Source organism: Streptomyces sp. NPDC038280 (assembly GCF_055600045.1).
Window position 1 is genome coordinate 1 of the sequence record NZ_JBVJYZ010000010.1, and the last position, 24,097, is coordinate 24,097.

At 67.8% G+C, this 24,097-nt stretch carries 22 protein-coding genes; 10 read left to right on the top strand and 12 right to left on the bottom strand.

Features of this window, described 5'->3' with window-relative positions; genetic code table 11:
- Positions 1 to 291 (top strand): integrase core domain-containing protein (locus ACZ7J0_RS20585; protein ID WP_470889302.1); only part of this gene is annotated, 291 nt, incomplete at its 5' end.
- A gap of 89 nt (positions 292 to 380) precedes the next feature.
- On the opposite strand, the gene ACZ7J0_RS20590 is transcribed toward ACZ7J0_RS20585, so the two are convergent.
- On the bottom strand, positions 381 to 1,169 hold the full coding sequence (locus tag ACZ7J0_RS20590; protein ID WP_470889304.1) for a dioxygenase family protein: 789 nt from the start codon (positions 1,167 to 1,169) through the stop codon (positions 381 to 383).
- Between the two features lie 106 nt (positions 1,170 to 1,275).
- Here ACZ7J0_RS20590 and ACZ7J0_RS20595 point away from each other — a divergent pair, with 106 nt between their 5' ends.
- On the top strand, positions 1,276 to 1,794 hold the full coding sequence (locus ACZ7J0_RS20595; RefSeq protein ID WP_470889306.1) for a MarR family winged helix-turn-helix transcriptional regulator: 519 nt from the start codon (positions 1,276 to 1,278) through the stop codon (positions 1,792 to 1,794).
- A 54-nt stretch (positions 1,795 to 1,848) separates the two neighbouring features.
- Here the strand turns inward: ACZ7J0_RS20595 and ACZ7J0_RS20600 are convergent, their stop codons facing one another.
- Positions 1,849 to 3,381 carry an MFS transporter gene (locus ACZ7J0_RS20600; RefSeq protein ID WP_470889308.1) on the bottom strand — a complete coding sequence of 511 codons (1,533 nt, stop codon included), beginning with the start codon at positions 3,379 to 3,381 and terminating at the stop codon, positions 1,849 to 1,851.
- A 118-nt stretch (positions 3,382 to 3,499) separates the two neighbouring features.
- Positions 3,500 to 4,093 carry a TetR/AcrR family transcriptional regulator gene (locus ACZ7J0_RS20605; RefSeq protein WP_470889743.1) on the bottom strand — a complete coding sequence of 198 codons (594 nt, stop codon included), beginning with the start codon at positions 4,091 to 4,093 and terminating at the stop codon, positions 3,500 to 3,502.
- A 363-nt stretch (positions 4,094 to 4,456) separates the two neighbouring features.
- On the opposite strand from ACZ7J0_RS20605, the gene ACZ7J0_RS20610 reads away from it, so the two are divergent.
- Positions 4,457 to 5,728, top strand: coding sequence for a M6 family metalloprotease domain-containing protein (locus ACZ7J0_RS20610; protein ID WP_470889310.1), 1,272 nt, complete (start codon positions 4,457 to 4,459; stop codon positions 5,726 to 5,728).
- Positions 5,729 to 5,809: 81 nt separating this feature from the next.
- Here ACZ7J0_RS20610 and ACZ7J0_RS20615 read toward each other — a convergent pair whose 3' ends face one another.
- From ACZ7J0_RS20615 to ACZ7J0_RS20625, 3 genes are all read right to left on the bottom strand, one after another.
- On the bottom strand, positions 5,810 to 7,507 hold the full coding sequence (locus ACZ7J0_RS20615; RefSeq protein ID WP_470889312.1) for a class I adenylate-forming enzyme family protein: 1,698 nt from the start codon (positions 7,505 to 7,507) through the stop codon (positions 5,810 to 5,812).
- Positions 7,508 to 7,546: 39 nt separating this feature from the next.
- Positions 7,547 to 7,789: an acyl carrier protein gene (locus ACZ7J0_RS20620; protein ID WP_470889314.1), complete on the bottom strand. Its 243-nt coding sequence runs from the start codon at positions 7,787 to 7,789 to the stop codon at positions 7,547 to 7,549.
- 66 nt (positions 7,790 to 7,855) lie between these two features.
- Positions 7,856 to 8,887: a beta-ketoacyl-ACP synthase III gene (locus ACZ7J0_RS20625; protein WP_470889316.1), complete on the bottom strand. Its 1,032-nt coding sequence runs from the start codon at positions 8,885 to 8,887 to the stop codon at positions 7,856 to 7,858.
- A 245-nt stretch (positions 8,888 to 9,132) separates the two neighbouring features.
- On the opposite strand from ACZ7J0_RS20625, the gene ACZ7J0_RS20630 reads away from it, so the two are divergent.
- The 7 genes from ACZ7J0_RS20630 to ACZ7J0_RS20660 all read left to right on the top strand — a co-directional run bounded on the left by ACZ7J0_RS20630 (position 9,133) and on the right by ACZ7J0_RS20660 (position 17,748).
- Positions 9,133 to 9,879, top strand: coding sequence for a phytanoyl-CoA dioxygenase family protein (locus tag ACZ7J0_RS20630; protein ID WP_470889318.1), 747 nt, complete (start codon positions 9,133 to 9,135; stop codon positions 9,877 to 9,879).
- 15 nt (positions 9,880 to 9,894) lie between these two features.
- The gene (locus tag ACZ7J0_RS20635; RefSeq protein ID WP_470889745.1) at positions 9,895 to 11,907 is read left to right on the top strand and encodes a carbamoyltransferase family protein; all 2,013 of its coding nucleotides are present in this window, start codon (positions 9,895 to 9,897) and stop codon (positions 11,905 to 11,907) included.
- Positions 11,894 to 12,790 (top strand): acetaldehyde dehydrogenase (acetylating), encoded by an 897-nt coding sequence (locus ACZ7J0_RS20640; protein ID WP_470889320.1) that lies wholly within the window; start codon positions 11,894 to 11,896, stop codon positions 12,788 to 12,790. The genes ACZ7J0_RS20635 and ACZ7J0_RS20640 overlap by 14 nt, the downstream gene beginning before the upstream one ends.
- A 29-nt stretch (positions 12,791 to 12,819) precedes the next feature.
- Entirely contained in the window at positions 12,820 to 13,866 is a 1,047-nt protein-coding gene (gene dmpG / locus ACZ7J0_RS20645) for a 4-hydroxy-2-oxovalerate aldolase (protein WP_470889747.1), read from the top strand.
- A 75-nt stretch (positions 13,867 to 13,941) separates the two neighbouring features.
- A complete protein-coding gene (gene argS / locus ACZ7J0_RS20650) occupies positions 13,942 to 15,987 on the top strand; it encodes an arginine--tRNA ligase domain-containing protein (protein ID WP_470889322.1) in 2,046 nt (681 codons plus the stop codon).
- A 22-nt stretch (positions 15,988 to 16,009) separates the two neighbouring features.
- Positions 16,010 to 16,771, top strand: a complete 762-nt coding sequence (locus ACZ7J0_RS20655) for an SDR family NAD(P)-dependent oxidoreductase (protein ID WP_470889324.1) — start codon at positions 16,010 to 16,012, stop codon at positions 16,769 to 16,771.
- Positions 16,768 to 17,748, top strand: a complete 981-nt coding sequence (locus ACZ7J0_RS20660) for an ornithine cyclodeaminase family protein (RefSeq protein WP_470889326.1) — start codon at positions 16,768 to 16,770, stop codon at positions 17,746 to 17,748. Before ACZ7J0_RS20655 ends, ACZ7J0_RS20660 begins: the two co-directional genes overlap by 4 nt.
- Before the next feature lie 35 nt (positions 17,749 to 17,783).
- On the opposite strand, the gene ACZ7J0_RS20665 is transcribed toward ACZ7J0_RS20660, so the two are convergent.
- The 6 genes from ACZ7J0_RS20665 to ACZ7J0_RS20690 form a co-directional block, all read right to left on the bottom strand.
- The gene (locus tag ACZ7J0_RS20665) at positions 17,784 to 18,293 is read right to left on the bottom strand and encodes a MaoC family dehydratase (RefSeq protein WP_470889328.1); all 510 of its coding nucleotides are present in this window, start codon (positions 18,291 to 18,293) and stop codon (positions 17,784 to 17,786) included.
- Complete coding sequence (locus ACZ7J0_RS20670; protein ID WP_470889330.1) at positions 18,290 to 19,195, bottom strand: HpcH/HpaI aldolase/citrate lyase family protein; 906 nt, start codon at positions 19,193 to 19,195, stop codon at positions 18,290 to 18,292. Before ACZ7J0_RS20670 ends, ACZ7J0_RS20665 begins: the two co-directional genes overlap by 4 nt.
- Positions 19,192 to 20,445, bottom strand: coding sequence for an 8-amino-7-oxononanoate synthase family protein (locus tag ACZ7J0_RS20675; protein ID WP_470889332.1), 1,254 nt, complete (start codon positions 20,443 to 20,445; stop codon positions 19,192 to 19,194). Before ACZ7J0_RS20675 ends, ACZ7J0_RS20670 begins: the two co-directional genes overlap by 4 nt.
- A complete protein-coding gene (locus ACZ7J0_RS20680) occupies positions 20,442 to 21,317 on the bottom strand; it encodes a cupin-like domain-containing protein (RefSeq protein ID WP_470889334.1) in 876 nt (291 codons plus the stop codon). The genes ACZ7J0_RS20675 and ACZ7J0_RS20680 overlap by 4 nt, the downstream gene beginning before the upstream one ends.
- Positions 21,314 to 22,408 (bottom strand): glycosyltransferase, encoded by a 1,095-nt coding sequence (locus ACZ7J0_RS20685; protein WP_470889336.1) that lies wholly within the window; start codon positions 22,406 to 22,408, stop codon positions 21,314 to 21,316. Before ACZ7J0_RS20685 ends, ACZ7J0_RS20680 begins: the two co-directional genes overlap by 4 nt.
- Positions 22,409 to 22,578: 170 nt before the next feature.
- Positions 22,579 to 23,658 (bottom strand): hypothetical protein, encoded by a 1,080-nt coding sequence (locus tag ACZ7J0_RS20690; protein ID WP_470889338.1) that lies wholly within the window; start codon positions 23,656 to 23,658, stop codon positions 22,579 to 22,581.
- Positions 23,659 to 24,097 lie beyond the last annotated feature (439 nt).

Below are 24,097 nucleotides of genomic sequence, written 5' to 3' on the forward strand. Positions count from 1 at the left end.
GACAACGGCGCCTGCTACAAGTCCAAGCTGTTCACCCAGACCCTCGCCGAGGCCGGCATCCGGCATAAAAAGATCCGGCCCTACCGGCCGCAGACGAACGGCAAAGTCGAACGCTTCAACCGCACCCTGCTCGAGGAGTGGGCCTACCTAAGGCCCTACACCTCAAACACCGAACGGACAGCAGCGCTGGCAGACTTCCTCCACACCTACAACCACCACCGCAGCCACACCGCACTCGACGGACACCCACCCATCAACCGCGTCAACAACCCTCCGGGTCAATACAACTAGGTCGTGTCCGGAAAGCCCTGCCTCCCGTCCCGACGCGGCTGGGTGGCGCGGGCCCAGGAGCCCCGGGCCCGCTCGGCCGGCCGCGGCGTCTAGCCGAACTGCACCGAGCGCTTCGCGAGGCCCATCCAGAAGCCGTCGATGACACTGCGCCCGCCGTCGAGCTCTCCGGCCGCGTCTGCGGCGCCCAGCGTCACGAACAGCGGCGCGAAGTGCTCGGTGCGCGGGTGGGCGAGCCGGCCCGCCGGGGAGGTGTGCGTGAAGTCCAGCAGCGCGTCGACGTCCGTCGCCTCCAGCGCCCGCCGACCCCAGTCGTCGAACTCGGCGGACCAGCTGGGGACTCCGGGCCCGGTGTGGCGCAGCGCGGCCAGGTTGTGGGTGAAGAATCCGCTACCCACGATCAGTACGCCCTCGTCGCGCAGCGGCGCCAGCGCGCGGCCGATGTCCATCAGCCGGCGCGGGTCGAGGGTCGGCATGGAGATCTGCAGGACGGGAATGTCGGCGTCGGGGAACATCTCGACCAACGGGACGTACGCGCCGTGGTCGAGGCCCCGGTCCGGGACGTCCTGGACCGGCATTCCAGGGGCGCGCAGCAACTTCCGCACCGACGCGGCGAGTTCGGGAGCACCGGGCGCCGCGTACCGGACCCGGTAGTAGTGCTCGGGGAAGCCCCAGAAGTCGTACACGAGAGGCACGGTCCCGGTGGCGCCCAGCGCGAGCGGGGCGTCTTCCCAGTGGGCGGAGACCATCAGGACGGCCTTGGGCCGGGGCAGCCCGGCGGACCAGGCGGCGAGCTCACCGGGCCAGACCGGGTCGTCGGCGAGCGGCGGGGCGCCGTGGGACAGATAGAGGGCGGGCATCCGCTCCGGCGTGGTCTTCATGGGTCCCACCTGCTTCGCAGCACTACTTTAAAGTTCAAGCTCATCTGACATGACGAGCTTAAGGCTATTTAGTTCAACTTTCAAGGAGTGGCCGTAAGCTGGACGCATGACCACGGCACCCAGGGACGACGGCGGGCACGAGGCGCCCCGCTGGCTCAGCGACGAGGAGCAGCACGTCTGGCAGGCCTATCGCCATGCCACCACCCTCCTCGAGGACCACTTGGACCGCCAGCTGCAGCGGGACGCCGGGATGCCGCACATCTACTACGGCCTGCTCGTCCAGCTCTCCCGGGCGCCCCGCCGCCGGATGCGGATGACGGAGCTCGCCAAGGACGCCAAGATCACCCGCTCCCGGCTCTCCCACGCCATCGCCCGCCTGGAGAAGAACGGCTGGGTACGCCGCGAGGACTGCGCCTCCGACAAGCGCGGCCAGAACGCCTGCCTCACGGACGACGGCTTCGACGTCCTCAAGCGGACCGCGCCCGGCCATGTCACCGCCGTACGGGAGGCACTCTTCGACCGGCTCACCCCCGAACAGGTGGAACAGCTCGGCGAGATCATGAAAGTGATGGCCGAGGGGCTCCAGCCCAGGGACGCGAACGCGGACCTGCCCTGGCTCCGCTGAGGAGCCAGGGCAGGAAACACATCCACCACGGCAGGTGGCCGGCACGCCGGAGGGTCAGTGGGCGATGACGGGGACCTTCACCTCGTCCTCGACGCCCGCGCCGGCACCCTCGCCCGTACCCGAGCCGGCCACCGCGCCCATTCCCGGCCGCCCGGTGTTGATGAACGTCACGGCGATCGTGGCGGCGACCGCCAGGATGCCGACGGCCCACCAGATCGCGGCCGAGTAGCCCTCGACCATGCCCTGGAGCTGCAGCAGCTTCTGCGCCTGCGGGGTGGTCGCGGCGGCCGCGTGGTCGGTCAGGTACGCGGTGGTCGCCGACGCGGCGATCGTGTTGAGCAGCGCCGTACCGATCGCGCCGCCGACCTGCTGCGAGGTGTTGACCATCGCGGAGGCGACACCCGCGTCCTGCGGGTTCACCCCGTGCGTGGCCAGGGACATGGCCGGCATGAACGCCGTACCCATACCGAGGCCGAGCAGCACCTGCGCGGGCAGGATCAGACCGGCGTAGGAGGAGCCGATCTCCAGCTGCGTCAGCAGCAGCATGCCGACACCGGCGGTCAGGAAGCCCGGGCCCATCAGCCAGCGCGGCGGGACGCGGGTCATCAGCCGCGTACCGATCTGGGTCGAGCCCGTGATCATGCCCGCGATCATCGGCAGGAAGGCGAAGCCCGTCTTGACCGGCGAGTACCCCTTGACGACCTGGAGGTAGTAGGTCAGGAAGAGGAACAGACCGAACATCGCGATGATGGCCAGACCCAGCGAGAGGTAGACACCGCCACGGTTGCGCTCGGTCAGGACGCGCAGGGGCAGCAGCGGGGACTTCACCTTGGACTCGACGAGGGCGAACGCGGCGAGCAGCACGGCCGAGCCGACGAACAGGCCGATCGTCGTCGGGTCCGACCAGCCCTCGGACTCGGCGCGGGTGAAGCCGTAGACCAGCGAGACCAGACCCAGGGTGGACAGGACCACGCCGGGGATGTCGAGCGGCGAGCGGTTACGGGCGCCGGCCGGCTCGCGGATCACGAAGTACGCGCCGAGGGCGGCGACGATCGCGAACGGGATGTTGACGAAGAACGTCCAGCGCCAGTCCAGGTACTCGGTGAGGAAACCGCCGAGGATCAGGCCGACGGCGCCACCGCCACCGGCGATCGCACCGTAGATGCCGAACGCCTTGGCACGCTCCTTGGCGTCCGTGAACATCACCGCGAGCAGCGAGAGCGCGGCCGGGGCGAGCAGCGCGCCGAAGGCGCCCTGGAGCGCGCGGGCGCCGAGCATCATCGCCTCGCCGGTGGCCGCGCCACCGAGCGCGGACGCGGCGGCGAAGCCGATCAGACCGACCACGAAGGTGCGCTTGCGGCCCCAGAGGTCGGCGATCCGACCACCGAAGAGCAGCAGGCCACCGAAGGCGAGCGCGTAGGCGGTGATGACCCATTGGCGGTTGCCGTCCGAGATCCCCAGGTCCTGCTGGGCGGAGGGCAGCGCGATGTTCACGATCGTCGCGTCGAGCACGACCATCAGCTGGGCCAGGGCTATGAAGACCAGCGCTTTCCAGCGACTGGGGTCAGGGAGAGAGGTCTCGGGCATTTTTGGCATGGGAGTAGCCACCTAGCGGTGCGAAGTGATCAAAAAGGGCGTGGTGGTGTGCGTAACGCTGTACTGAAGTCCGGTTCCCCGCAAGCGATTTACGCCCGGGTCCGGGGGGTCAGGAGGTCCCGCGCAGGTCCTCCATGGTCGCGGCGCAGCCGGGAAGGACGGATCGCGCCGGTGCCTGCAGACCGTCCAGGAACAGCTGCAGGTGCCGGTGGACGAAGCGGTCCATATTGAGGCAGCCGGTGCCCGGCAGCGGCCGGGTCAGCTGGGAGAGGGCCACCAGGAGGTCTCCGACGGCGACGTCGGCGCGGAGCCTGCCCGCCTGCTGCGCCCGGTCGACGAGGCCCTGGACGGCCTCCTCCAACCGTTCGCGCTCGACGTGCAGTTCGGGGTGGTCCGTGTCGAAGGCGCCGGCGAGCATCGGGCACAGGGCGCCGATCCGCTCGTCGGCGGCCGCGTGCGTGAAGCGCCGCAGCGCCTCGAAGGTGTCCGACTCCTCCTCGGCCGCCTCACGCGCGCGCTCCGCGGTGCGGGACATGACGGAGACGACGACCTCGTGGACGAGCGCGGCGCGCTCGGGGAAGTGCCGGTAGAGCGTGGCGTTGCCGACGCCCGCGCGGCGGGCGATCTCGTCGAGCGGAACCTCGGGGCCGAACTCGACGAACATCTCGCGGGCCGCCGTGACGATCCGCTCCCGGTTGCGCAGGGCATCGGCCCGCGGCCTGGGGACGCGGCGCGCGGTGCTCTCGCCCGTGGCGTCCGCGGTGCTCTCGCCCGTGGCGTCCGCGGTGTCGAGTGAGCTGCCCACGACTCCACCCTTCTGGCTGATTGCGATCCTTACCCAGTCCCGTAACCGGGGACCGACTCCCCGCTTGTCGGGGACACAGGTGCAAACGGGGATCCAGTCCCCGGTTATTTCCTTACATAGCTGTGACCTGAGTCACTCTCCCGTGTCGGGAAAACCCACGATCGGGCCACCCGGCGCGCGCACTCGCACCACCCGTCACAGGCTGATCGCACTGAGCGCAGCACGGACCCGGCCGGCTGCCGCGGACCCGAAGGCGACCGCATGCAGCAGCCCCGCCGGCGGATACGCAGACCCGTGGCATTCGCCGCGGCCACCGCGCTGACGCTCGCCGCGCTGGCCACCGCGAGCACCAGCCTTCCCGGCCCCCGCAAGGCCTCCGCCGGACCGGTCTCCAACCCGGCGGCCGAGCGCCCGCTCGAACCGTGCCGGATCACCACGACCCTGGGCGTGCAGATGTCCGAGGGCCTGCCCACCGCCCCGGGGTACACCCGCTCCACCGGCCATGTGCGGGCACTGAACCTGATGGTCGACTTCCCGGACGCTCCCGGCACCGGCCCGGCGATGAACCGCTTCTCGGAGTTCTTCCCGCAGACCGCCGAGTGGTTCAGGACCAGCTCGTACGGGCGGCTCACCTACCGGCCCGAGGCCCCGCTGGAGGACTGGCTGCGGATGCCGATGCCGTTCGCTGCGTACGGCATAGAACGCGGCTCGCCCTACGAACCGGGCTACCGCAAGCTCGTCCAGGACATCGTGACCGCGGCCGACCCCAAGGTGGACTTCAGCGCGTACGACCTGGTCAACATCCTGGTCACCCCGAACGCGGGGCCTTCGGCGCTGGACACCGTCCTGTCCGTGACCTTCTCCGGGAACGACGACGCCCCCTACGCAGACGGGGTCCCGCTCTCGAACACGTCCTTCGTCTACAGCCGCCAGGACGACGGCTCGGGGTCGTACGCCGAGACCGGCTACCGGGTGCTGCCGCACGAGAACGGCCATGTCTTCGGCCTGCCCGACCTGTACACGGTCGACGGCGGCGGCACCGTCGGGCACTGGGACATCATGTCGGAGGACTGGGGGGCCAACAACGACCTCCTCGGCTGGCACAAGTGGAAGCTCGGCTGGCTCGACAACGAGCAGGTCGGCTGCGCCTCGGCGGAGGGCAGGAGCGAGTACACGCTCACCCCGCTGGCCATGAGGGGCGGCCGCAAGCTCGCGTTCGTCCCGCTGACCGAGCGGTCCGGGTACGCCGTGGAGGTCCGCACCCGGGACGGCAACGACGAGGCGGTCTGCGAGCCGGGCGTACTGATCTACCGCGTCGACTCGGACGTGGACACCGGGCACGGCCCAGTCACCGTCGCGGACAGCGACGAGCGCAGCGGCGGCTGTACCCGCCGCCCCAATGTGCACGCGGAACTCTCGGACGCGCCGTACCGGCCGGGTGAGACGTTCACGGACCGGGAGAACGGTGTACGCATCTCGGTGCTGAGCGCGGACCGCGAGGGCAACTACCGGGTGCGGATCACACGCGGCTGAGGCGAGGGGGCGCGAGAGGCGTGCGGGGGCGAAGGTGCGAGGCGGGGGCGCGGGCGGGGCTTCTCGGCCGGAGGGGGACTGCTACTGGTCGCGATCAGCGGGAGCGTGCTGGGCGGGGGTGTCCCGTGTGGACACCGGCGCCGCCGGGGCCGCCGGGGCGAAGAGGCGGGTCCGCAGCTCCCGCTTGAGGACCTTTCCGGTGGCGTTCCTGGGCAGCGGCCCGTCTTCCACGAGGATGTGCGCGGGCACCTTGAACGCGGCGAGTCGCGCGCCCACATGCGTCCGCAGCGCCTCGACGCCGGCGCCGGCCCCCGGCCGGAGGTGGACGACCGCGCCGACCTCCTCGCCGAGCGTGGGGTGGGGAACACCGAGCACGGCGGCGTCCACGACGTCCGGGTGGTCGTGGAGGGCGGCCTCGACCTCGACGCAGTACACGTTCTCGCCGCCGCGGATCACCATGTCCTTGACGCGGTCGACGATGCTGACCCGCCCGTCCCGCAGGGTGGCGAGGTCGCCGGTGCGGAACCAGCCGTCGGGCGTGAAGGCGTCCCGGGTCGCGGCCTCGTCGCCCCAGTACCCCCGCACCAGGCTCTGGCCGCGCAGCCACAGCTCACCGACCGGGTTCCCGTCCGGCGCGTGGATCCTCACTTCGGTGACGGGCGTGGGGCTCCCGACGCTGCCGGGGTTCTCCCGGTACTCGTCACCGAAATTGGCGAAGACTCCGCCGCAGGTCTCGGTGAGGCCGTAGCCGTTGCGGGGTTCGACGCGCTGCCCGTACAGCCGGGTGAGGCGGGCGACGAGGTCCGGCGGCGCGGCGGCGCCCCCGGTGTTGAGCATGGTCAGCGAGGCGAGCGGGTCGCCGGTGCGCTCGGCCAGATCGAGCAGCTGGAGGGCGGTGGTGGGCACTCCGGCGTAGTGCGTGACCTTGTACCTGGTGATCAGGTCCAGCGCCTTTTCGGCGTCCCACTTCCGCATGAGGACGAGCGTGCCGCCGGCCGACATGACGGAGTAGAAGGAGGTGAACGCGGCGACGTGGAAGAAGGGGAACGTCGTCATGGAGACGGGCGCTGCCCCCTGCCCCGGAATCGTCCCGCGCCGCAGCGCGGAGACGGCGGCGTAGTAGCGGGGGTTCATCGCCGCGCCGGTCTGCGCGAGGTGGGTGGCGACCGCGCCCTTGGGGCGGCCGGTGGTGCCCGAGGTGTAGATGATCGTGGCGTCGTCCTCGGGCCGTACGTCGACGTCCGGAGGCCCGAGCGCCGGGTCGGCGGCCGGGAGGTCGTCGTACGCCTCGAACCCTTCCTCCGCGCTCCCGTGGAACACCACTCCCCCGACGCCTTCCCGCCGCGCCCAGGCCCGGACGCGGGGCAAGCGCTCCCCGTCGACGAGAAGGACACCCGGCCGGCAGTCGTCGAGGGCGTGGCCGAACTCGCCCTCGGTCCACCAGGCGTTCAGGGGTACGGCGATCAGGCCGGCCAACTGGGCGGCCCAGAAGGCGATCTGCCACTCGGGGTGATTGCGCATCGCGACGACGGCGCGGTCGCCGGGGCGCAGCCCGTACACGTCGGCGAGGCGCCGGGCGAGGGAGCAGGCCTCCGCGAAGAACTCTCCGTAGGTGTAGCTCCGCTCCTCGCCGACCAGGAACATCGTGTCCCCGTACGCCCAGGTCACCTCGACGAACTCGCGCAGCGTCCTCGGGCCGTCCACGTACACACCGTCCTCGACGGCGAAGGGCGCGCCCGCGGTCGTCAGCCGCGCCACGGCCTCCTTCACCTCCACCACGACAGCCCTCCCTAAGCGCCCGCTCAGTTCCTGGCGATACTACGCCCCGGGCTGGAGCTTCGCGCGTCGCTGCTCTATCAGCTCCGCGATGTCCCCGACAGTCGCGGCTTCCAGCAACTCGTCATCGCTGATCTCGATGCCGAGCCGCTTGCTGAGCACCATGGACAGCTCCACCATCGCCAGCGAATCCAGCCCGGCCTCCTCCCGGCCGGCCTCCGGCCGCACCTCCTCCTCCAGCAGGTGCAGGTCAGTGATCAGGATGGACTTGAGATCTTCGTACACGGCTTCTCCGTAGAAGGCTTGCGCGCTATTGGTCGCGAGTGGCGGGTCGGACGGCTGTGAGGAGTCTTACGTGATGCTCTCGAGTTCGGGCCAGACCATGGTCGTGGCCCCCCACGTCAGGCCACCACCGAAGGCGGTGAGCAGGACTCGGTGCCCCGGGGCGAGGGAACCGTCGGCTGTCGCCTGTGACAGCAGGACGGGTACCGATGCGGCAGCAGTATTGCCCACGTGTTCGATGTTCTGCGTTCTGCGGTCTGGCGAGATGCCCAGCTCCGAGGCGACGACGGAGGTGATGCGGGCATTGGCCTGATGCGCGACCAGCCGGTCGACCTCGTCGAGGGTCCAGCCGGCGCGCTCCACCGCTTCGGTGGATGCCTCGGTCATCCGCTCCACCGCGTGCCGAAAGACCTCGCGACCACGCATGCGGAAGTACCCCGACCGCGCTGCGGCCGGACCTGCCGACTCCTGCCCCGGCGCTCCGGTCTCGACCGCGATCAGATCACTGCGATCCCCGTCGCTCCCCAGCACCATCGGCCCGATCGCACCCGGCTCCCCCACGGACCCCCGGCGCAGCACCACGGCGCCCGCGCCGTCGCCGAAGATGGGGACGGTGGTGCGGTCCTCCGGGTCCAGAAGGACCGAGAAGGTGTCAGCCGCGATGAGCAGCACCCGGTCCGCGAGGCCGGCGGCGATGAACCCGGCGGCCGTCGCCATCCCGTAGAGGAAGCCGGTACAGACGGCAGAGACGTCGAAAGCGGCGATCCCGGCCAGTCCGAGCCGCGACGCCACCTCCGGAGCCGTGGCGGGGCACGACCGGTCGGGCGTCGTCGTGGCCAGAACCAGAGCTTGGACGCCGGCACCGCCTGCGGACTTCAGCGCCCTGGCCCCGGCCTCCACCGCCAGGTCGGACGTGGTCATACCCGCAGGAGCCACCCGGCGCGACGAGATGCCCGTTCTGCTGTAGATCCACTCCTCCGATGTGTCCAACCGGGCCTGGAGGTCCGCGTTGGTCACCACGTTCGGCGGCAGCCAGTGGCCCAGGCCGCAGATGACCGCGGCATGGCCTGCGGGGCCGGCCGCGGGCACCTCACCGGCCATCACCGACACGCGCCAGGGCAGCGGGGGTTGGGGTCGAGCGACCGCAAGGCACTTCCTCCGTTGATCAGTTGGCAATTTCGGGTCAGTGTAGGGCGACGCTCGCACAGAGGCTCGTGAGGGCGAAGTTCCGTTCGAGCGAGGCCCTCTCGCCCTGCGGGCATGGCTGCTCCGGCACATGACGTGGTTAACGGCGCCTGCTCATAACGCCATTGATCATGGGGAGCCCCCGAAGTACTCTCAGCCACATGACGCTCAAAGCCCTCACCGCCAGTCAGGTGGAGCAGTTCAACGATGACGGATATTGCATAGTTCCGGGCTTCCTCAGCCCCAGCGATCTCACCTATATCAAGGACTACTACCGGCGCGCCGCGGCCGCCCAGTCACCTCAGGCGGCGCCCCAGGGCACTACGGCGTGGGACACTGACCAGAGCGCGGCACCCGTGCTCCGAAGGGTGCCTGCCCCCTTCGACAACGATCCGGGATTCCGGGAGATTTTCGGCTCTTCGCGCACGCTGGATCATGTCGAGGACCTCATCGGCCCCAGCATCTACCTGCACTCGTCGAAGCTCATCTTCAAGCCGGCCCGAAGCGGTCGACGCAAGCCCATGCACCAGGATCAAGCGTATTGGACCGACATGTCGGCGCGTCAGGTGACCCTGTGGTGCGCGATTGACCCCGCGACGCCCGAGCGGGGCGGCATGGAACTCCTGCCCGGCTCCCACAAGCGTCATCTGCTCCCGCACGAGGACTTGGACGACTACCAGGTGCGCGAGGACACCCTGGATCTGACCAAGGTCCGTCCGGCCATCATGGAGCCCGGCGATGCGCTGTTCCTGGACGTGCTGACCGTACATGCCAGCGCACAGAACAGCTCTGACCACGACCGGCTCGCCACGGTCATCAACTATTACTCGCAGCCGAAGAGTTCAGAGCAGACGTCACGCTACGGCTCGACCGAACCCCTTCGCTCACCGCATCAGCAACTCTCTTAGGTGGTCATGTCCTCCATGGTGTCCAGCGAGGCCGGGGGCGGCCCTGTCATACTCGGGATTTCGTGCAGTCATGACGCCTCGGCGTGCCTGCTGCGTGGCGGTGAGCTTGTCAGTGCCATCCAGCTCGAACGCATCACGCGGGTCAAGCGTGACGGCCGTCCTTATCTCAACACACGTGCTGCAGCGGACTATTGCCTGGAAGCTGCGGGCCTGACGTACGACGACGTCGACCTGTTCGCGTTCAACACCCAGAACCTGGTGCCTACCCAGGTGGGACTGAACTTCCCCCTCGCCGACGAGAGTTTCGATCTCTTCGACCCGGTTGGCGAGTGTTCGGTTTTCGTTTCCCACCACTTGGCTCACGCCTTCGCCACGTTCTTCAGTAGCCCCTTCGACCAAGCCGCCGTGTGGGTGGTCGACGGCTCCGGTGGAAGCGTGATCGGTGCCGATGACCTTCTCCTGCGAGGTCCGGAACTTGCCGAGTATGTGAACAGGCCCTTGCCCACCCCTCGCCCGCCGTACCACGTCGAGTCCGCCTACGTGTTCGACCGGTCGGGCTTTCGCCTCGTGGATCGAGCCGTAGCGGCTTCCTTCCACCCCATGTGCGGTTCGTCCTCGCTGGGTGAGACGTACGCGTCCACCTCCCAGTACGTCTTCGGCGACTGGCAGGAGGGCGGAAAGCTCATGGGCCTCGCCCCATACGGTGACGCCTCGAGATTCGGGGAGAGTCTGCTTACGAAGGACGACTCCGGAAGGTCCCGCTTCACCAGTGAGTGGAAGCAGGGGCTCCGCCGCGCCAACCGTCGGGGTAACCCCATGGAGTACCGCGATCTGGCGGCGAGGGTGCAAGCCGATCTCGAGGTGGCGCTGCTTGAGCGCGCTTCACGCGTCCTGGAGCTCACCGGCGAGAGTGACCTCGCCTACGCCGGCGGGGTGGCGCTCAACAGCGTCGCGAATCAGCGCATCGTCAGTGAGTCGGGAGTGCGGAAGTTCTACGCGATGCCGGCGAGCCACGATGCCGGAATCGCCATCGGCGTGGCGGCCGCGGCCCACTACCTCCTGACGGGCGAGACCAAGGGACTGCCGGTCACCAACGACTTCCTGGGCAGGTCCTACCGTCCCGAGGAAGTCGACGCGGCGCTGCACCCGTGGAGCGATGTCCTCGACATTGACGCGTACGAGCAGGCACAGATCGTCGAGCGCCTCGCAGAGGGTCAGGTGGTCGGCTGGTTCGAAGGCGGCTCGGAGTTCGGCCCGCGCTCGCTCGGCCATCGCTCCATCATGGCCGCCCCATTCGAACGCGGAATGTGGGAGCACCTCAATCGCTCGATCAAGTACCGCGAGGAGTTCCGGCCCTACGCTCCGATCGTTCCCATCGAGGTCGCCGACAAGTTCTTCGACATGGGACCGGATCCGGAGAGTCCCTACATGCTGCGGGTGGTCCAGGTACGCCCGGAGTGGCGTGAGCGGCTGGGCGCCGTGGCCCACGTCGATGGTTCGGCCCGTGTCCAGACGGTCGACCGTGTACGCAACCCTCGCTGGCACGCACTGCTCACCGCGTTCGGGGAGCGCACGGGCATACCGGTCCTGGTCAACACGAGCATGAACGTGCGCGGCGAACCGATCGTCGAGACGCCCGGTCAGGCGATCGACGTGCTGCTGGGCACCCAGATGGACGCCCTGGTCATCGAGGACCGCGTGGTCGCCCCGACCGCCCAGGCGTCCCAGGTCGTCGAAGAAGCCACGCTGTCCCTCGCCCCGGGCGTGGAACTCTCCGCCGCAGTGGGTGAGCACGGCCCCGAGTACCGGCTTACCAGCCGGCCCCGGGGCGGAGTGGTAAGGAATCTCCCGCTCTCCGCCTTCCTCCTGCTGGCGGCTGCCGATGGCGCGACTCCGCTCCACAACCTGCTCAAGCTGCACTGCGTGGAGTCGGCTCAACGAGCCGAGGCCCTTCAGGTCGTCCGAGAGCTTCTCTCGGAGCGGCTGCTGTTCGCCGGCGGAAGGACCTCTGCGCATGCCCCGGCATGACACCCTGAACGTCGCCGTCCTCGGCGCGGGACTCATCGGCATCGACCTGGTCAGCAAGATCGGCCGCTCGCGGTCACTGAGCTGCGGGCTGGTGGTGGGACGCAACAACGAAGCCCGGGGACTGCGGCAGGCTGCCGCTCTCGGCTGCGCCACGGCGGCTGACGGAATCCACTCGGTGCTCGCGGCGCCCCGCCCGTTCGACATCGTCTTCGACGCCACGAACGCGACGGCGCACGCCGAGCACTGGGTCCGGCTCCAGCCTCTGGGGACGCTGGTCATCGACCTCACCCCGAGCCGGGTCGGGCACATGGTCCTGCCCACGGTGAACGGCGACGACGCGCTGCGGCACGGCAATGTCAACTTGATCAGTTGTGGTGGCCAGGCCTCCATCCCGATCCTGCATGCGCTCGCCAAGCTGTACACGCCGTCCTATGTCGAGGTGGTCACCACCGCCGCCAGTCCCAGCGTGGGCCGGGCCACCCGTCTCAACCTGGACGAGTACATCGCGGCGACGGAGGACGCCGTACGGACGTTCACCGGCGTGAGCGACGTCAAGGCGATCGTCAACCTGAGCCCGGCGAAGCCGCCCGCGCCATTCCGGGTCGCGATGTCCCTGGTGATCCCGGACGCCACCGCCGAAACGGTGCGCGCGCTCGTCGACGCGGCCGCCGAGGAGGTCCGCGTGTACGCCCCCGGATACAAGGTCACGGCCTGCACAGTGGCCGATGATCGGGTGTTCGTGGCGGTCGAGGTCACGGCCTCGGGTGATCGCATACCCAAGTACGCCGGCAACCTGGACATCATCAACTCAGCCGCTGTGCTGATAGCGGAGCAATACGCCACGAGCCAGGACCTGGTGGGGGCCGGGAAGGAACTGTCATGAGCCAGGTCCCAGGGGATGCCAATCACGCCCTGCGGCAGGTGCTGATCCACGATCCCACGCTGCGCGACGGCCACCACGCCGTGCGTCACCAGCTTGATCGTGAACAGTTGCGCGCTTACGCGGCAGCGGCCGACGCCGCCGGTGTCCCCGTGGTCGAGGTGGGCCACGGGAACGGACTGGGGGCGTCCTCCCTCCAGGTCGGCCGGGCCAAACTGAGCGACGACGAGATGCTGTCGACCGTACGAGAGGCTCTGCCCAACAGCCGGATGGGCGTCTTCATGCTGCCCGGCTGGGGTACCACCGCCGACCTGCACAAGGCAGTGGCGCACGGCGCCGACGTGGTCCGTATCGCCGCCCACTGCACGGAGAGCGACGTCACCGAGCGCCACCTGGGTGTCCTTCGCGAGACCGGCGTCGAGGCGCAGGGCATCCTGCTGATGAGCCACATGACCGACCCCGGGCGACTGGCCGAGCAGTGTGCGGCCCTCGTGGGGTACGGCGCGCAGGCCGTGGGCATCTTCGACTCCTCCGGCCACTTCCTGCCCTCCGACGTCACCGAGCGGATCACCGCGATCACCGACGCCGTCGAGGTTCCGGTGATCTTCCATGGCCACAACAACCTGGGAATGGCCGTGGCCAACTCGGTGGCCGCGGCGGAGTCCGGGGCCGGGATCATCGACGCCTGCGCACGGGGCTTCGGCGCGGGGGCCGGGAACACCCAGCTGGAAGTCCTGGTGCCGGTGCTGGAGCGCATGGGCTACTCGACGGGAATCGATCTGTACACCCTGCTGGACGCGGCGGACCTCGCGGAGCGGGAGCTGATGCCGGCACCGCCGACGATCAGCTCGGAGAGCATCGTCAGCGGCCTCTCTGGGGTATTCTCGGGCTTCAAAACCCGGGTACTGGATGCCTCCCGCCGCGCGGGGGTCGATCCACGCGATGTCTTCTTCGAACTGGGCAGACGGCAGGTTACCGCGGGGCAGGAGGACCTCATCGTCGATGTCGTCATGGAGCTGCGGACCACCAGCGAGATCCGCGGTCATGGCGGATCGGGGCGAGAGCCTGCCCGGCTTTGACCGTCCGGTGACAGTCCGCACAGAACATGTCAGTCACCCGAAAACGACTATTGCTACGGTGCGTGAATCGATCCCATGAACATGTTGGCCAAGCAGAACGAAACCCGTCGCCAGGAAGTCGTCGCACTGCGTGATGCCGTCAAGGAGCGGCGACGCGCCTCGACGCCTCCGGCTGCTGGGGACTATCCGCTGGCCAAGATCAAAGCGCGGATCGAGCAGGCCCTCCGCGAGCGGTCCGGGGAGGACGTAACGCCCTGGGAGGTCGACGTCCTCGACCGCTCCCGGTTCGGTGCCGACCTGGCGGTGCGGGTGACCGGCCTTCTCCAGAAGGGTGGCGCGAAGGAGTACATCAGCTCCCATGTGCCGTGGATCATCGAGGCCCTGAGCTCCCCCTCGATGCAGGATGTCGTGAGCGAGGTCAGCCACAAGGGGATCTACGTCAACCTCCGGCTGACCGACGACTACTACCTGTCCAGCGTCCAGTCGATCATCGACCTGGGCAACCGGTTCGGTCACAATGACACCCGCTCCGGTCGTACGCAGATCGTCGACTACTCCTCGCCCAATGTGGCCAAGGTGCTGCACGCCGGTCACCTCCGGTCGACCATGATCGGGCACGTACTGAGCAATCTCTACGAAGCCAGTGGCGCGCTCGTCTACCGGGTCAACCACATCAACGACTTCGGCGGATTCGGCTTCATGCTGGAGGGTTACCGCCGATTCGAGGCCCTCTTCCCGCAGGAGATGGGCAACAACGACCGGCTGCTCTCCATCTACGCCATCCGCCGCAGCCTGGAGCGCACGGTTGCCGCCGGAACGGACCTGGACGCCGCCGCCCCGTCCGACCGCGAGGTCATCGCCACCTACTTCCCGGGAGCGACCGACGCGGCCGCGCTGCGGAAGGCCTACGAGGACTTCGTCCACGCCTCGGACGCACGGTTCCAGCGCCTGGAGGAGGGCGACCCGGAGGAGGTGGACCTCTGGCTTCGCATGGTCGAGTGGAGCCTGGCCGACTTCCGGTCCTTCTACGACGCACTCGACATCAACATCGACGTTCTCATCGGGGAGAGCTTCTACCTCGATGCCGGAAACGAGGTCGTCGACGAGGCGATTCGCACCGGTCGGGCCTACCAGCTCACCGGGGAGATGGTGCTCACCGAGGTCGAGCAGATCAACCGCGCCGTCGCCGATGGTGAGATGACGCCAGAGGTGGGAGCCAAGGCCACCGCCCTTCTGGAGAAGGACCTCGGCGCGATCGTGGTGCCGCTGCCCGGAGGCGAACGGATGGTGGTCCGTCGCTCCGACGGCCGGAGCATCTACGCCACCCGCGACGTGGGCGCCATCAAGCTGCGGCGTGACATCTTCGACCCCACCGACATCAACTACGTGGTGGGCCAGGAGCAGCGCGTTCACTTCTCCCGGCTGTTCCAGGCCTCCGAGGTGCTCGGTCTGTCCGAGCCCGATGAGCTGAACCTCAAGCACACCTACTTCGGTTTCTACGTCGACGCGCAGTCCGGCAAGAAACTGTCCAGCCGCGACAGCGTCGCCAGCGTCACCGAGCTGCTCGCCGAGTCCGTCAAGCACTTCCGTGCCAGGACCGAGGGAAGCGGCGGAATGACCGAAGAGGAGATCGACGAGGCCGCTCACCAGCTCGCCGTCGGCTCGGTGGTCTTCAATGACCTCAAGAAGGACATGAAGACGTCGGTCAGCATCGCCAAGGACGATCTGAACTCCACGATTTCCGAGTTCGAGAAGTCGGGCGGCGCCTACCTCGTCTACTCCGCCTGCCGGGCGCGGGCGATCCTGCGCAAGTACAACAGGCCGCTGCCGCAGGCCTCCGACATTGCCTCCTTCGACGTCAACGGCCAGGAAGCACTCCTGATCCTGCGCCTTCTGGAGTTTCCCGAGAAGGTGGCCAAGGCGGCTGAAGAGGACAACCCTGCCGTCCTTGTCCGGCACCTGCTCGACATCGCCGGCATCTACAACTCGTACTACGCGAGCGCGCCCGTTCTGCAGGGCGACCAGGCGAACGAGTTCCGACTGCTGATCACGAAGTCCGTGCAGTCGGTCCTGGTCAACGGTCTGCAACTCTGTCACGTCGAGTGCCCGCCCAAGATCTGAATCGAGAGACGGAATCCATCCCATGGGACGACTGACCGGGCAGTGCGCGATAGTCACCGGCGGTGCCAACGGTATCGGGCGGGGCATCGCCACCGCCTTCGCCCGCGAGGGCTGTGACGTGTTCTTCACGGCGTTGGCCGATGAGGCCGCAGCCCAGTCGACCCGCGAGGAGCTTCGCGGGCACGGCGTGCGGGCGGAGTACATGCTGTTGGACGCCGCCGATCCGGATTCCGTCACGCGCCTGATGGACAGGGCGTCGGAGACGCTGGGGATGGCCGACGTCCTGGTGAACAACGCCGCCACGGCCACCAGGACGGCTTTCCTCGACCTGACCCAGGACGAGTACGAAAAGGTCATGGCAGTCAACCTGCGCTTCCCGTTCTTCGCCACGCAGGCGTTCGCCGCACGGCTCCGTTCCGCCGGCAACTCGGGAAGCATCATCAACATCAGCTCACTCAGTGCGACCAGCGCCATCAGCGCCATGGCCCACTACCAGAGCAGCAAGGCCGGCCTCTCCATGCTCACCCGGGGAGCGGCCTACGAGCTGGCTCCCTTCGGTATCCGCGTCAACACGATCTCGCCGGGGCTGACCGCCACCAAGTCCAACGCCTCGCAGTGGCGTGACGACCCTGAGCTCTGGCGCGAGCGGGGCAAGGACATTCCCCTGGGGCGGCCCGGCCGGCCGGAAGACATCGCGGGCGCCGCGGTGTTCCTGGCGTCCGCCGAGTCGGGATGGATGACCGGCGGCGACATCGCCGTGGACGGAGGAGAGGTCACGCTGTGAGCGCCGACTGGGCGCCGCGGATGATCGACGGGCAGGTGCTCGAGCGGGACGACCTGCTCCTGCCCGTCATCGAGGCCTTGGGAGATGCCTTCCGCTCGCTACGCGCCGGCCAGGCACAGAGCGCACCCCGCACTCTGCTCCAAACAGGCTCCGAGCCACGCAATCAGCTCCTGATCAGCCCGGCGGCGTGGGAGCAGCGCGGAGTCGCCGGACTGAAGATCACCACGCTCACTCCGGACAACCCGAGCCGTGATCTGCCCCTGATCCACGGCATCGTCGCGCTAATCGACCTGAAGACGGGCAAGGTGACGGCACTCGTGGACGGTGCCGCCCTGACCGCCCTTCGTACGGGGGCCGTCGCCGGTCTGGCGACGCGGCTCTGCGCGCCGCAGGATGCCGGTGATCTGGCTGTGATCGGCGCGGGGGTCCAGGCCCGCGCGCTGCTTCGCACCATGACCGCGGTACGTCCCATCCGCTCCGTTCGCCTGTACTCCCGGACGAGGGCGAGGGCGGAGACGCTCGGAGACTGGGCCCGGGAGCTCCTTGGCCCCCTGGCGACCGTGACGGTGTGCGACGACCCCCGGTCAGCCGTTCGGGACGCCGAGATCATCTGCACGGCGACGTCCACCGACAGCACGACACCGTTGATCGAGGCCGACTGGGTGGCGACCGGGGCCCATCTCAACGTCATCGGCGGTACGCACGAGGATGCCCTCGAGATTGCCCCGCAGCTGCTGGCGACGGCGTTCGTGGCGGTCGAGCAGCAGGCCGACGCACTGGAGGACGCGGGCGAGATCCGGGCGGCGGTCGCCGACGGTCTGATCGGCTCTGCCCACCTCCACGAGCTGGGCGCACTGCTCGACGGAGAGGCCTCGCCCGAGCCGGGCCAGACCACCGTGTATCGAAGTGTGGGCCTGTCGATCGAGGACACGGCCGCCGCGGCAGCCGTCTACGACGCTGTGCGTGGGGCCCCGTAACCGGCGATGCGGCCGGTCACGGGGCCCCGTGTCCTTCAGCGGTTGGTCCGATCCGGTCGAGCCTCCCGCGACCAGGCCAGGAACGACCTCTCGAACACGATGACGGTCTCGCCCGTGGACTTGGTCCCCGTGGTCTCCACAGCCACGATGCCCTGGCCCGGGCGCGACTGTGACCACCGCTTGCTCAGGATCCGACTGGTCGCGTAGAGCGTGTCACCGACGAACACCGGCTCGTGCAACCGCACGCGATCCCAGCCCAGGTTGGCCACCGCGCGAGCCGACAGCGCCTGTACGGTCATCCCGCCCACCAGGGCCAGAGTGATCGAGCTGTTCACCAGAACCCGTCCGTACCCGGTGCCCGCCGCGTAGTGCTCGTCGAAGTGCAGCGGATGCTGGTTCATGAGCAGCAGCGTGAGCCACGTGTTGTCAGCCTCCGAGAGCGTCCGGCCCGGCCAGTGCTTGATGACCATGCCGGGCTCGAAGTCCTCGTAGTCGCCGCCGTGTTCTTCGACGTACTCGTTGTCACCGACGTGCCGCAGCGTCATGCGGATTCCTCCGTGTGCGAGACGGACGAGCCGGGGCCGGACGGGCGGTCAGGCCCGAAGCGTGCCGCCCATGCCTCGCCGCGGGCGAGGGTCTGCCGGGCCTTGCGCACGAACGGAGGACCCACCATGCGTCCGTCCACCAAGGTGACGCCGTCACCTGCCGTACGCACCGCGTCCATCACCCGCCGTGCTTCCTTCATCTCGACCTCGTCCGGGCGGAAGCCCCGGTTGATGGCCTCGAGCTCCTTCGGGTGGACCGTGCCCTTGCCGTGGAAGCCAAGGGCGCGTACCTGCTCTATCTCCTCGCGCAGGACCGACGCGTCGGCGAGCTGGAAGTTGCCGGTGTCGATGCAGGCGATTCCATGGCGGGCAGAGGCGAGTGCCATGGCCTGCCGGGCGGCCAGCAGTCCGGCCCAGTTGATCTCGATGCCCAAAGTGGCAGCCAGATCCGCCGAGCCCAGGATCAGTCCGTCACTGGCAGCCGCGATCCCGTCGAGCTCGTCGACCGCTTGAACGGTCTCCACTGTCACGAAGATCTCGGGATGCCATCCGGCCGAGGCGAACGTCTCCCGCAGCAACGTCGGTTCAGCCGGCGTCCTGACCATGGTCATGAACACGAACCCGGGCTTCGCCGCTCCCTCGGTGAGCCATGCGATGTCGTGGACCGCCTCCATCGAACCCAGGGGGTTGATACGGACGGCGACGTTCGTGGTGTCGGACGCCTGGTCCAGCGCCACTCGGCAGATCTCCCGTGCCTGCCGCTTGGCCGGGGCGGGCACCGAATCTTCCAGGTCCATCAGATGAACGTCGGCGTCGTACGATCGCGCGGCCAGCACCCGGTCCAAGGACAGCGCGGGGGTGTAGAGGATGCTGCGCGCCAGGGCGCGCGCCGTGGTGGTCATCCCTCTGCCCTCGCCTGCGCCAAGGGGGCCTGTCGGGCGCCCAACTCCACGAGCACCGCAGCCAGATCACGGATCTGCGCCTCGCTCTGACCGGCTCGCATCATGACCCGCAGTCCGGCTGTGCCGCGGGCGACGATGGGGAAGAAGACCGGTGACACGTAGAAGCCCGCCTCGAACACCCGGCGGCCTGCCTCGATCACCACGTCATCCGCCATCGGGACCAGCCTGATGGGAAAGGCCGAGCCCGACTGCTCGGTCTCGACCTGGGAGTCGAAGAGTGCGATGTTCTCCCGCAACCGGTCCTGAAGCTGGGTGAGTTCAGCGGTCCGATGGATCTCGGCCGACGCGAGTCCGGCGCCCACCGCAGCGGTGTTCAGCGGCTGCGAGTAGCTGAGCGCGCCGGCGAAGCGCTCGATGACACGCAGCGTCTCCTTGGGGTGCCCATCGAGCAGTACAGCCGCGCCACTGGTCCCGAAGGCCTTGTTCAGCGTGGCCACCACGATGGTCCTGTCGTCCAGGACAGGGCTGTTGGAGCGGACGTAACCGATGCCGCGCGTGCCGTACGCCGAGAGGGAGTGGGAGTCGTCGTAGAACACCCGCAGACCGTATCTGTCCTGCAGGGCGGCGAGTTCCTTGACCGGGGCGTAGCCGCCCAGGCTGTCACTGCCGTCGCAGATGTACCAGACCTGGGAATACTCCTTACACCGGTCCTCGATGAAGTCCAGGTCGTGATGTCGGCAGGTGACGACCTCCGTCTCATCCGCGCACATGGGCTTGGCCTGCGCCATCGAGACATGGCAGTTCTTGTCGAAGATCATCAAAGGGCGTGTGCCGTCGCCGACATGCCCGGAGGCGATCAACGGCAGCAGCCCGGCACTCGCGGCGCTGGCCGAGATGGCAGACACCACATCGGCCGAGAACAACTCCCCGAGCGAATTTTCCAGCTCCAGCAGAGCGGGGATCTGCACCCGGCTGCGCGGAATGCAGTGGTCGAGCACACCGTACTTGCGCAGTGCGGCGACTGCACCCTCGATCACCTGGGGATGGGAGTCCAGATCAAGGTAGGAGCAGCAACTGAAGTTGATGAACTCGTGGCCCGCTTCGGTACGGAGGACGCCATCTTCGAGGTCAGCGACGATGCCTGCCACGCCACTGCGTTCCGACATGTCCCAGAAGGAGTTTCCGATACCGACCGACTTATCATTGTTGCGGAATCGGTTGGTCGGCTGAATGGTTTTTGAGCCGGTCACTTCTTTCCACCCATCAGCGAATCCTCCGGCTGATAGTTGTACAGACCCTTCACCTTTCGGTGAACGTTCTTGTAGAGCGAGTCGGCCAGCACGAGAGGCCGACGGAATATCTTCTTGTTGTACAGCCAGAAGTTGAGGTTGATGTTCATCTCGTCAACGGCGTCGACCTGGTGCCACCAACCAATGGGAAGGTACAGCATCTGGCCCGGCTCCAGAACGATGTCCCGGCGCTGCGCAACCGCGGCCGCGATTCGCGGATAACGCGCGAGATCGACGTTGTCGACCCTGACGGTGTGCGAAGTGTTCGCAAAGCCTTGCAGAGCCGACCGAATGTAGTAGTTCTTGAATCCAGGCGGCATCACGACGAAACGCTTGCGCCCTTCGAGCTGAACGTTGAAGTTCTCGAGGTCGTCGAAGTGGTTGCGCGAGCGCATCCCACCGTAATTCGCCCAGAGATTGGCCGAGCTCAACGGAGCCCGATAGTCAAACATCTTCTCGGTGTCGAAACCGAGCAGATCACTGATGACCTTGGGGTGATTCTTGATGTTTGAAACGATGCGATACGTGCCGTCCGTATTCGACTTGTACGGTTCGAGCTCGAAGAAATCCCGAAGCGGGACCTTCTTGATCTCGGCGCGCGTTTCGTTCTCCCTGGCGCGATCCTTCTTGACCAGAGCGACCGTGATGTCGCCGAGTTTCTCGAGCACGGCGGTCCGGTAGAAGCCCGGCTCGGCCGGCGGAAGGACATCGATCACCGCGGGGACATCGGCCCTGATAATGGCGTCGGGGCCCCAGGACAGGAATTCATCAAGGCTGAGCCGGGGGTAGGGAACGCTCTCGATGCCGTAGAACGAGGAAAGTGTGTCGCTCATGTGGGTATCCTCTCTGCTTTGTTGGTGGGTGCGTGCGTGGCCGTTGTAGTCGAGCCCAGCCATGCCGCGTAGTCCTCGTGGACGAAAGCGGCCACACTGTCGAAGTCCGCCTGCTGATCACTGTCCAGGTCTTCCCTGGGGCAGGCACGCTGGTCGGTACAGAAGTCGAAGAGGTCTTCCGGCCGGACATTGAGTCGGGAGCGAGACCGGGCCGGACGGGACATCACTTCGGCCCGGGCTCGGGCGAGTTCGGTGCGCCATGCCTGGCGCACGGTGAGACTGTCGATCCGGTCCCTTGCCCGCAGACCGTACGCTCGGCGCAGTTCCTCCGAGCGCACAAGATCCAGACAGGCGTCGGCACATTCCTCCGGCGTCCGGACGAGCAAGGCGCTGTCGGGCGTGAGCAGGTCGCGTACACCGCCCACGGGAAGGGCGACACAGGGCAACCCGGCCAGCATCGCTTCCTGAAGGGCCTTTTCGCTGGTCGCGTAGGTGTACGGATTGAGCGGATAGCAGAAGATGTCCAGGCGGTTCAGGAACGCGGCCGGGTCCGCCTGGAAGCCCAGGAAGCGCACCCGGCCCTCCAGGCCCAGCCGACGGGCCTCCGCACGGTAGACGTCCAGCGGGCCGTCTCCGGCGAACTCGAAGTCGACCTCCGGCGCGGCATGAATGACGCGCGCGGCGATCTCCAGCATGGCCGAGTGCATCTTGATGGGTTCGACCGTGCCGAGGTAGCCGATGGTGATCCGACCGTCAGGGCTCTTTCCCGTTCCGGCGACGCCACCCGGGCCCACGCCAAGGCCGGCGGCGGAGAACACACAACGGGCCGGCGGAAGACCGGCAAGCAGCCGGTTCTTCTCGAAGCGCGGGTTCGCCGCGGCACTCGGAACCGTGACGGTGCAGCCGTCGACCCGGGAGAGCAACCCCTCGCTGGGACACATCAGAGGTGCGTCGAAATGCCCTCGGGAGTGCAACAGGACCCTGCCGGCCGGCAGGTCCGTGTTCACCAGGAAGTTATTCACGTACGGGTTGTTCCACCACTCGACCTGCACGACGTCCGCATCCGCCGCGGCAGCGAGCGCCTCTTCCACACCTCCGACGACCTCGACACCCGCGCTTTCGAATGCCGCCCTGTGTTCCGTGCGGGGAGGCACCAGTGAGGCAACCGTGGGAGTCACCTCGGCGGGCGTACCCGCACACATCCGCAGCAGACCCATGCTGGCGCCGCCGTCGGTCACTTCTTTGATGACATGGAGCACCTTCACCGACCAGGGCCTCCGAGACGCCAGCGGGCCAGCAGATCGGCTCGGGTGTGGGGAAAGCCCCCGAAAATCCTGTCGTTGGCTTCCAGGGCTTCCTCGTCGGCGAGCAGCACGAACTGGAACAGACGGTCCTCGAGCATCGTCTCCCATCGGTTCAGGACAGCCATGTCCTGCGCCCGGCCGGCGTGCTGCAGCCCGTCGAAAGAGCTTCCATCGCCGTAGGCGCTCACGCTGTTCAGCCCGCGGTCGGAGTGTTCCAGCCCCAGTGCGTTGGAGACCCTGCGCCGCTCATCGGCGTCACTGAACCAGGCGTTGAAGGTGAGGTAGGTGTAGCCGAAGGACCGGTTCTCGAGGTAGTGGGCGTACCGCTTCCAGAGGTCCAGGAGATCGCGGATGCGGTAGCGATAGGCGAAGGAAGGGTCGTCATGCGCCTGGCGGACAATGCTGGCAGCCGTATTGGGATAGTCGCGAAGGACTACCACCACGTCAGAGCGGCGTGCCACCCGCATATTGTGGTGGAGGGGGAACGCAGCGGGATCGACATTCTCGTATCCCACTATCAGGGTGCGCTCCTTCGGGGATATGGACATTCGACTGTATTTGTCGCGGTCCACCGTGAGGAATTCGCCATCCGTCTCGAAGAGGGAGAGTTCGGCACTATTGAGATACCGCACCTCCGACTCGTCGAAGTGTCCGCGGATCCATTCGGAAATCGCATGGTTCGCGCCACGGCGCAAGCCGAAGATGAAGATCGCCCGGTCGAACAGCGGCTGAGGTTCTGGGACAGCCTCCCGCGTCTGGCTGCGCGCCACAGCGGCCCCCAGCTCCCGTACGCGCTCACCGGTCAGCCCCTGAGACCTCGCCAGCTCCAGCGCCGCGTCCCGGAACGCCAGTGCCGCGCTGAGCGGGGGCAAATCAGCCAGACCTGCCTCGCGGCCACCCAGGGACCGCAGCACCTCGTCCAGCGCACTCGAGGAAAGCAACTGGGTCAGCGCGTGGATTGCACGCTCCCGCTCGTCCTCCATTCGGGCCTGCGCGAGTTCCGCCTCAGCGAATCGTTCGTTCGACTCAGTATGCATACTTTCCCTTACATGAAACAATTCAACCTGTTGCCGAGGGATGAATATCACCGCTGCGGATTCAGCGCCGGGCATTTAACCCGTCGGCGCACGCGTGAAGGAGGTGGCGCGCACCCGAAAGGGTGGGAGCAGGTCGATCGAGGGGTCGCCTGATCGCCTGTTCAGCCCTCACCGCCACCTGCGTCCGGGTGCCGTTCGGCGCGACGGCGACACAGCCCGCCCGAGCGGTTCGCGCGACGGGGGCTTTGCGCGGCTCCGGCGTAGACCGGCTCGCCCCGAGCCCCCTTGCCGCGACCATCTCCGCTCCTGCCACCGCTGCCCCCCTCACCTCAACTCCCCTACGCCCTGGGCCCCCATGAGATGCCACTGATCTGGATCATGCCGGTAGACCGTATGTCTGATCCACTGTTCGATGGACGCCGATTGAGAAAATCTGTGC

Excerpts from the sequence above, each read along its gene's own strand:
- ACZ7J0_RS20590 (WP_470889304.1), bottom strand. The coding sequence starts at position 1,169 with ATGAAGACCACGCCGGAGCGGATGCCCGCCCTCTATCTGTCCCACGGC.
- ACZ7J0_RS20595 (WP_470889306.1), top strand. The coding sequence starts at position 1,276 with ATGACCACGGCACCCAGGGACGACGGCGGGCACGAGGCGCCCCGCTGG.
- ACZ7J0_RS20600 (WP_470889308.1), bottom strand. The coding sequence starts at position 3,381 with ATGCCCGAGACCTCTCTCCCTGACCCCAGTCGCTGGAAAGCGCTGGTC.
- ACZ7J0_RS20610 (WP_470889310.1), top strand. The coding sequence starts at position 4,457 with ATGCAGCAGCCCCGCCGGCGGATACGCAGACCCGTGGCATTCGCCGCG.
- ACZ7J0_RS20625 (WP_470889316.1), bottom strand. The coding sequence starts at position 8,887 with ATGGCCGGTGAGGTGCCCGCGGCCGGCCCCGCAGGCCATGCCGCGGTC.
- ACZ7J0_RS20630 (WP_470889318.1), top strand. The coding sequence starts at position 9,133 with ATGACGCTCAAAGCCCTCACCGCCAGTCAGGTGGAGCAGTTCAACGAT.
- ACZ7J0_RS20635 (WP_470889745.1), top strand. The coding sequence starts at position 9,895 with ATGGTGTCCAGCGAGGCCGGGGGCGGCCCTGTCATACTCGGGATTTCG.
- ACZ7J0_RS20640 (WP_470889320.1), top strand. The coding sequence starts at position 11,894 with ATGCCCCGGCATGACACCCTGAACGTCGCCGTCCTCGGCGCGGGACTC.
- argS (WP_470889322.1), top strand. The coding sequence starts at position 13,942 with ATGAACATGTTGGCCAAGCAGAACGAAACCCGTCGCCAGGAAGTCGTC.
- ACZ7J0_RS20655 (WP_470889324.1), top strand. The coding sequence starts at position 16,010 with ATGGGACGACTGACCGGGCAGTGCGCGATAGTCACCGGCGGTGCCAAC.
- ACZ7J0_RS20665 (WP_470889328.1), bottom strand. The coding sequence starts at position 18,293 with ATGACGCTGCGGCACGTCGGTGACAACGAGTACGTCGAAGAACACGGC.
- ACZ7J0_RS20670 (WP_470889330.1), bottom strand. The coding sequence starts at position 19,195 with ATGACCACCACGGCGCGCGCCCTGGCGCGCAGCATCCTCTACACCCCC.
- ACZ7J0_RS20680 (WP_470889334.1), bottom strand. The coding sequence starts at position 21,317 with ATGAGCGACACACTTTCCTCGTTCTACGGCATCGAGAGCGTTCCCTAC.
- ACZ7J0_RS20690 (WP_470889338.1), bottom strand. The coding sequence starts at position 23,658 with ATGCATACTGAGTCGAACGAACGATTCGCTGAGGCGGAACTCGCGCAG.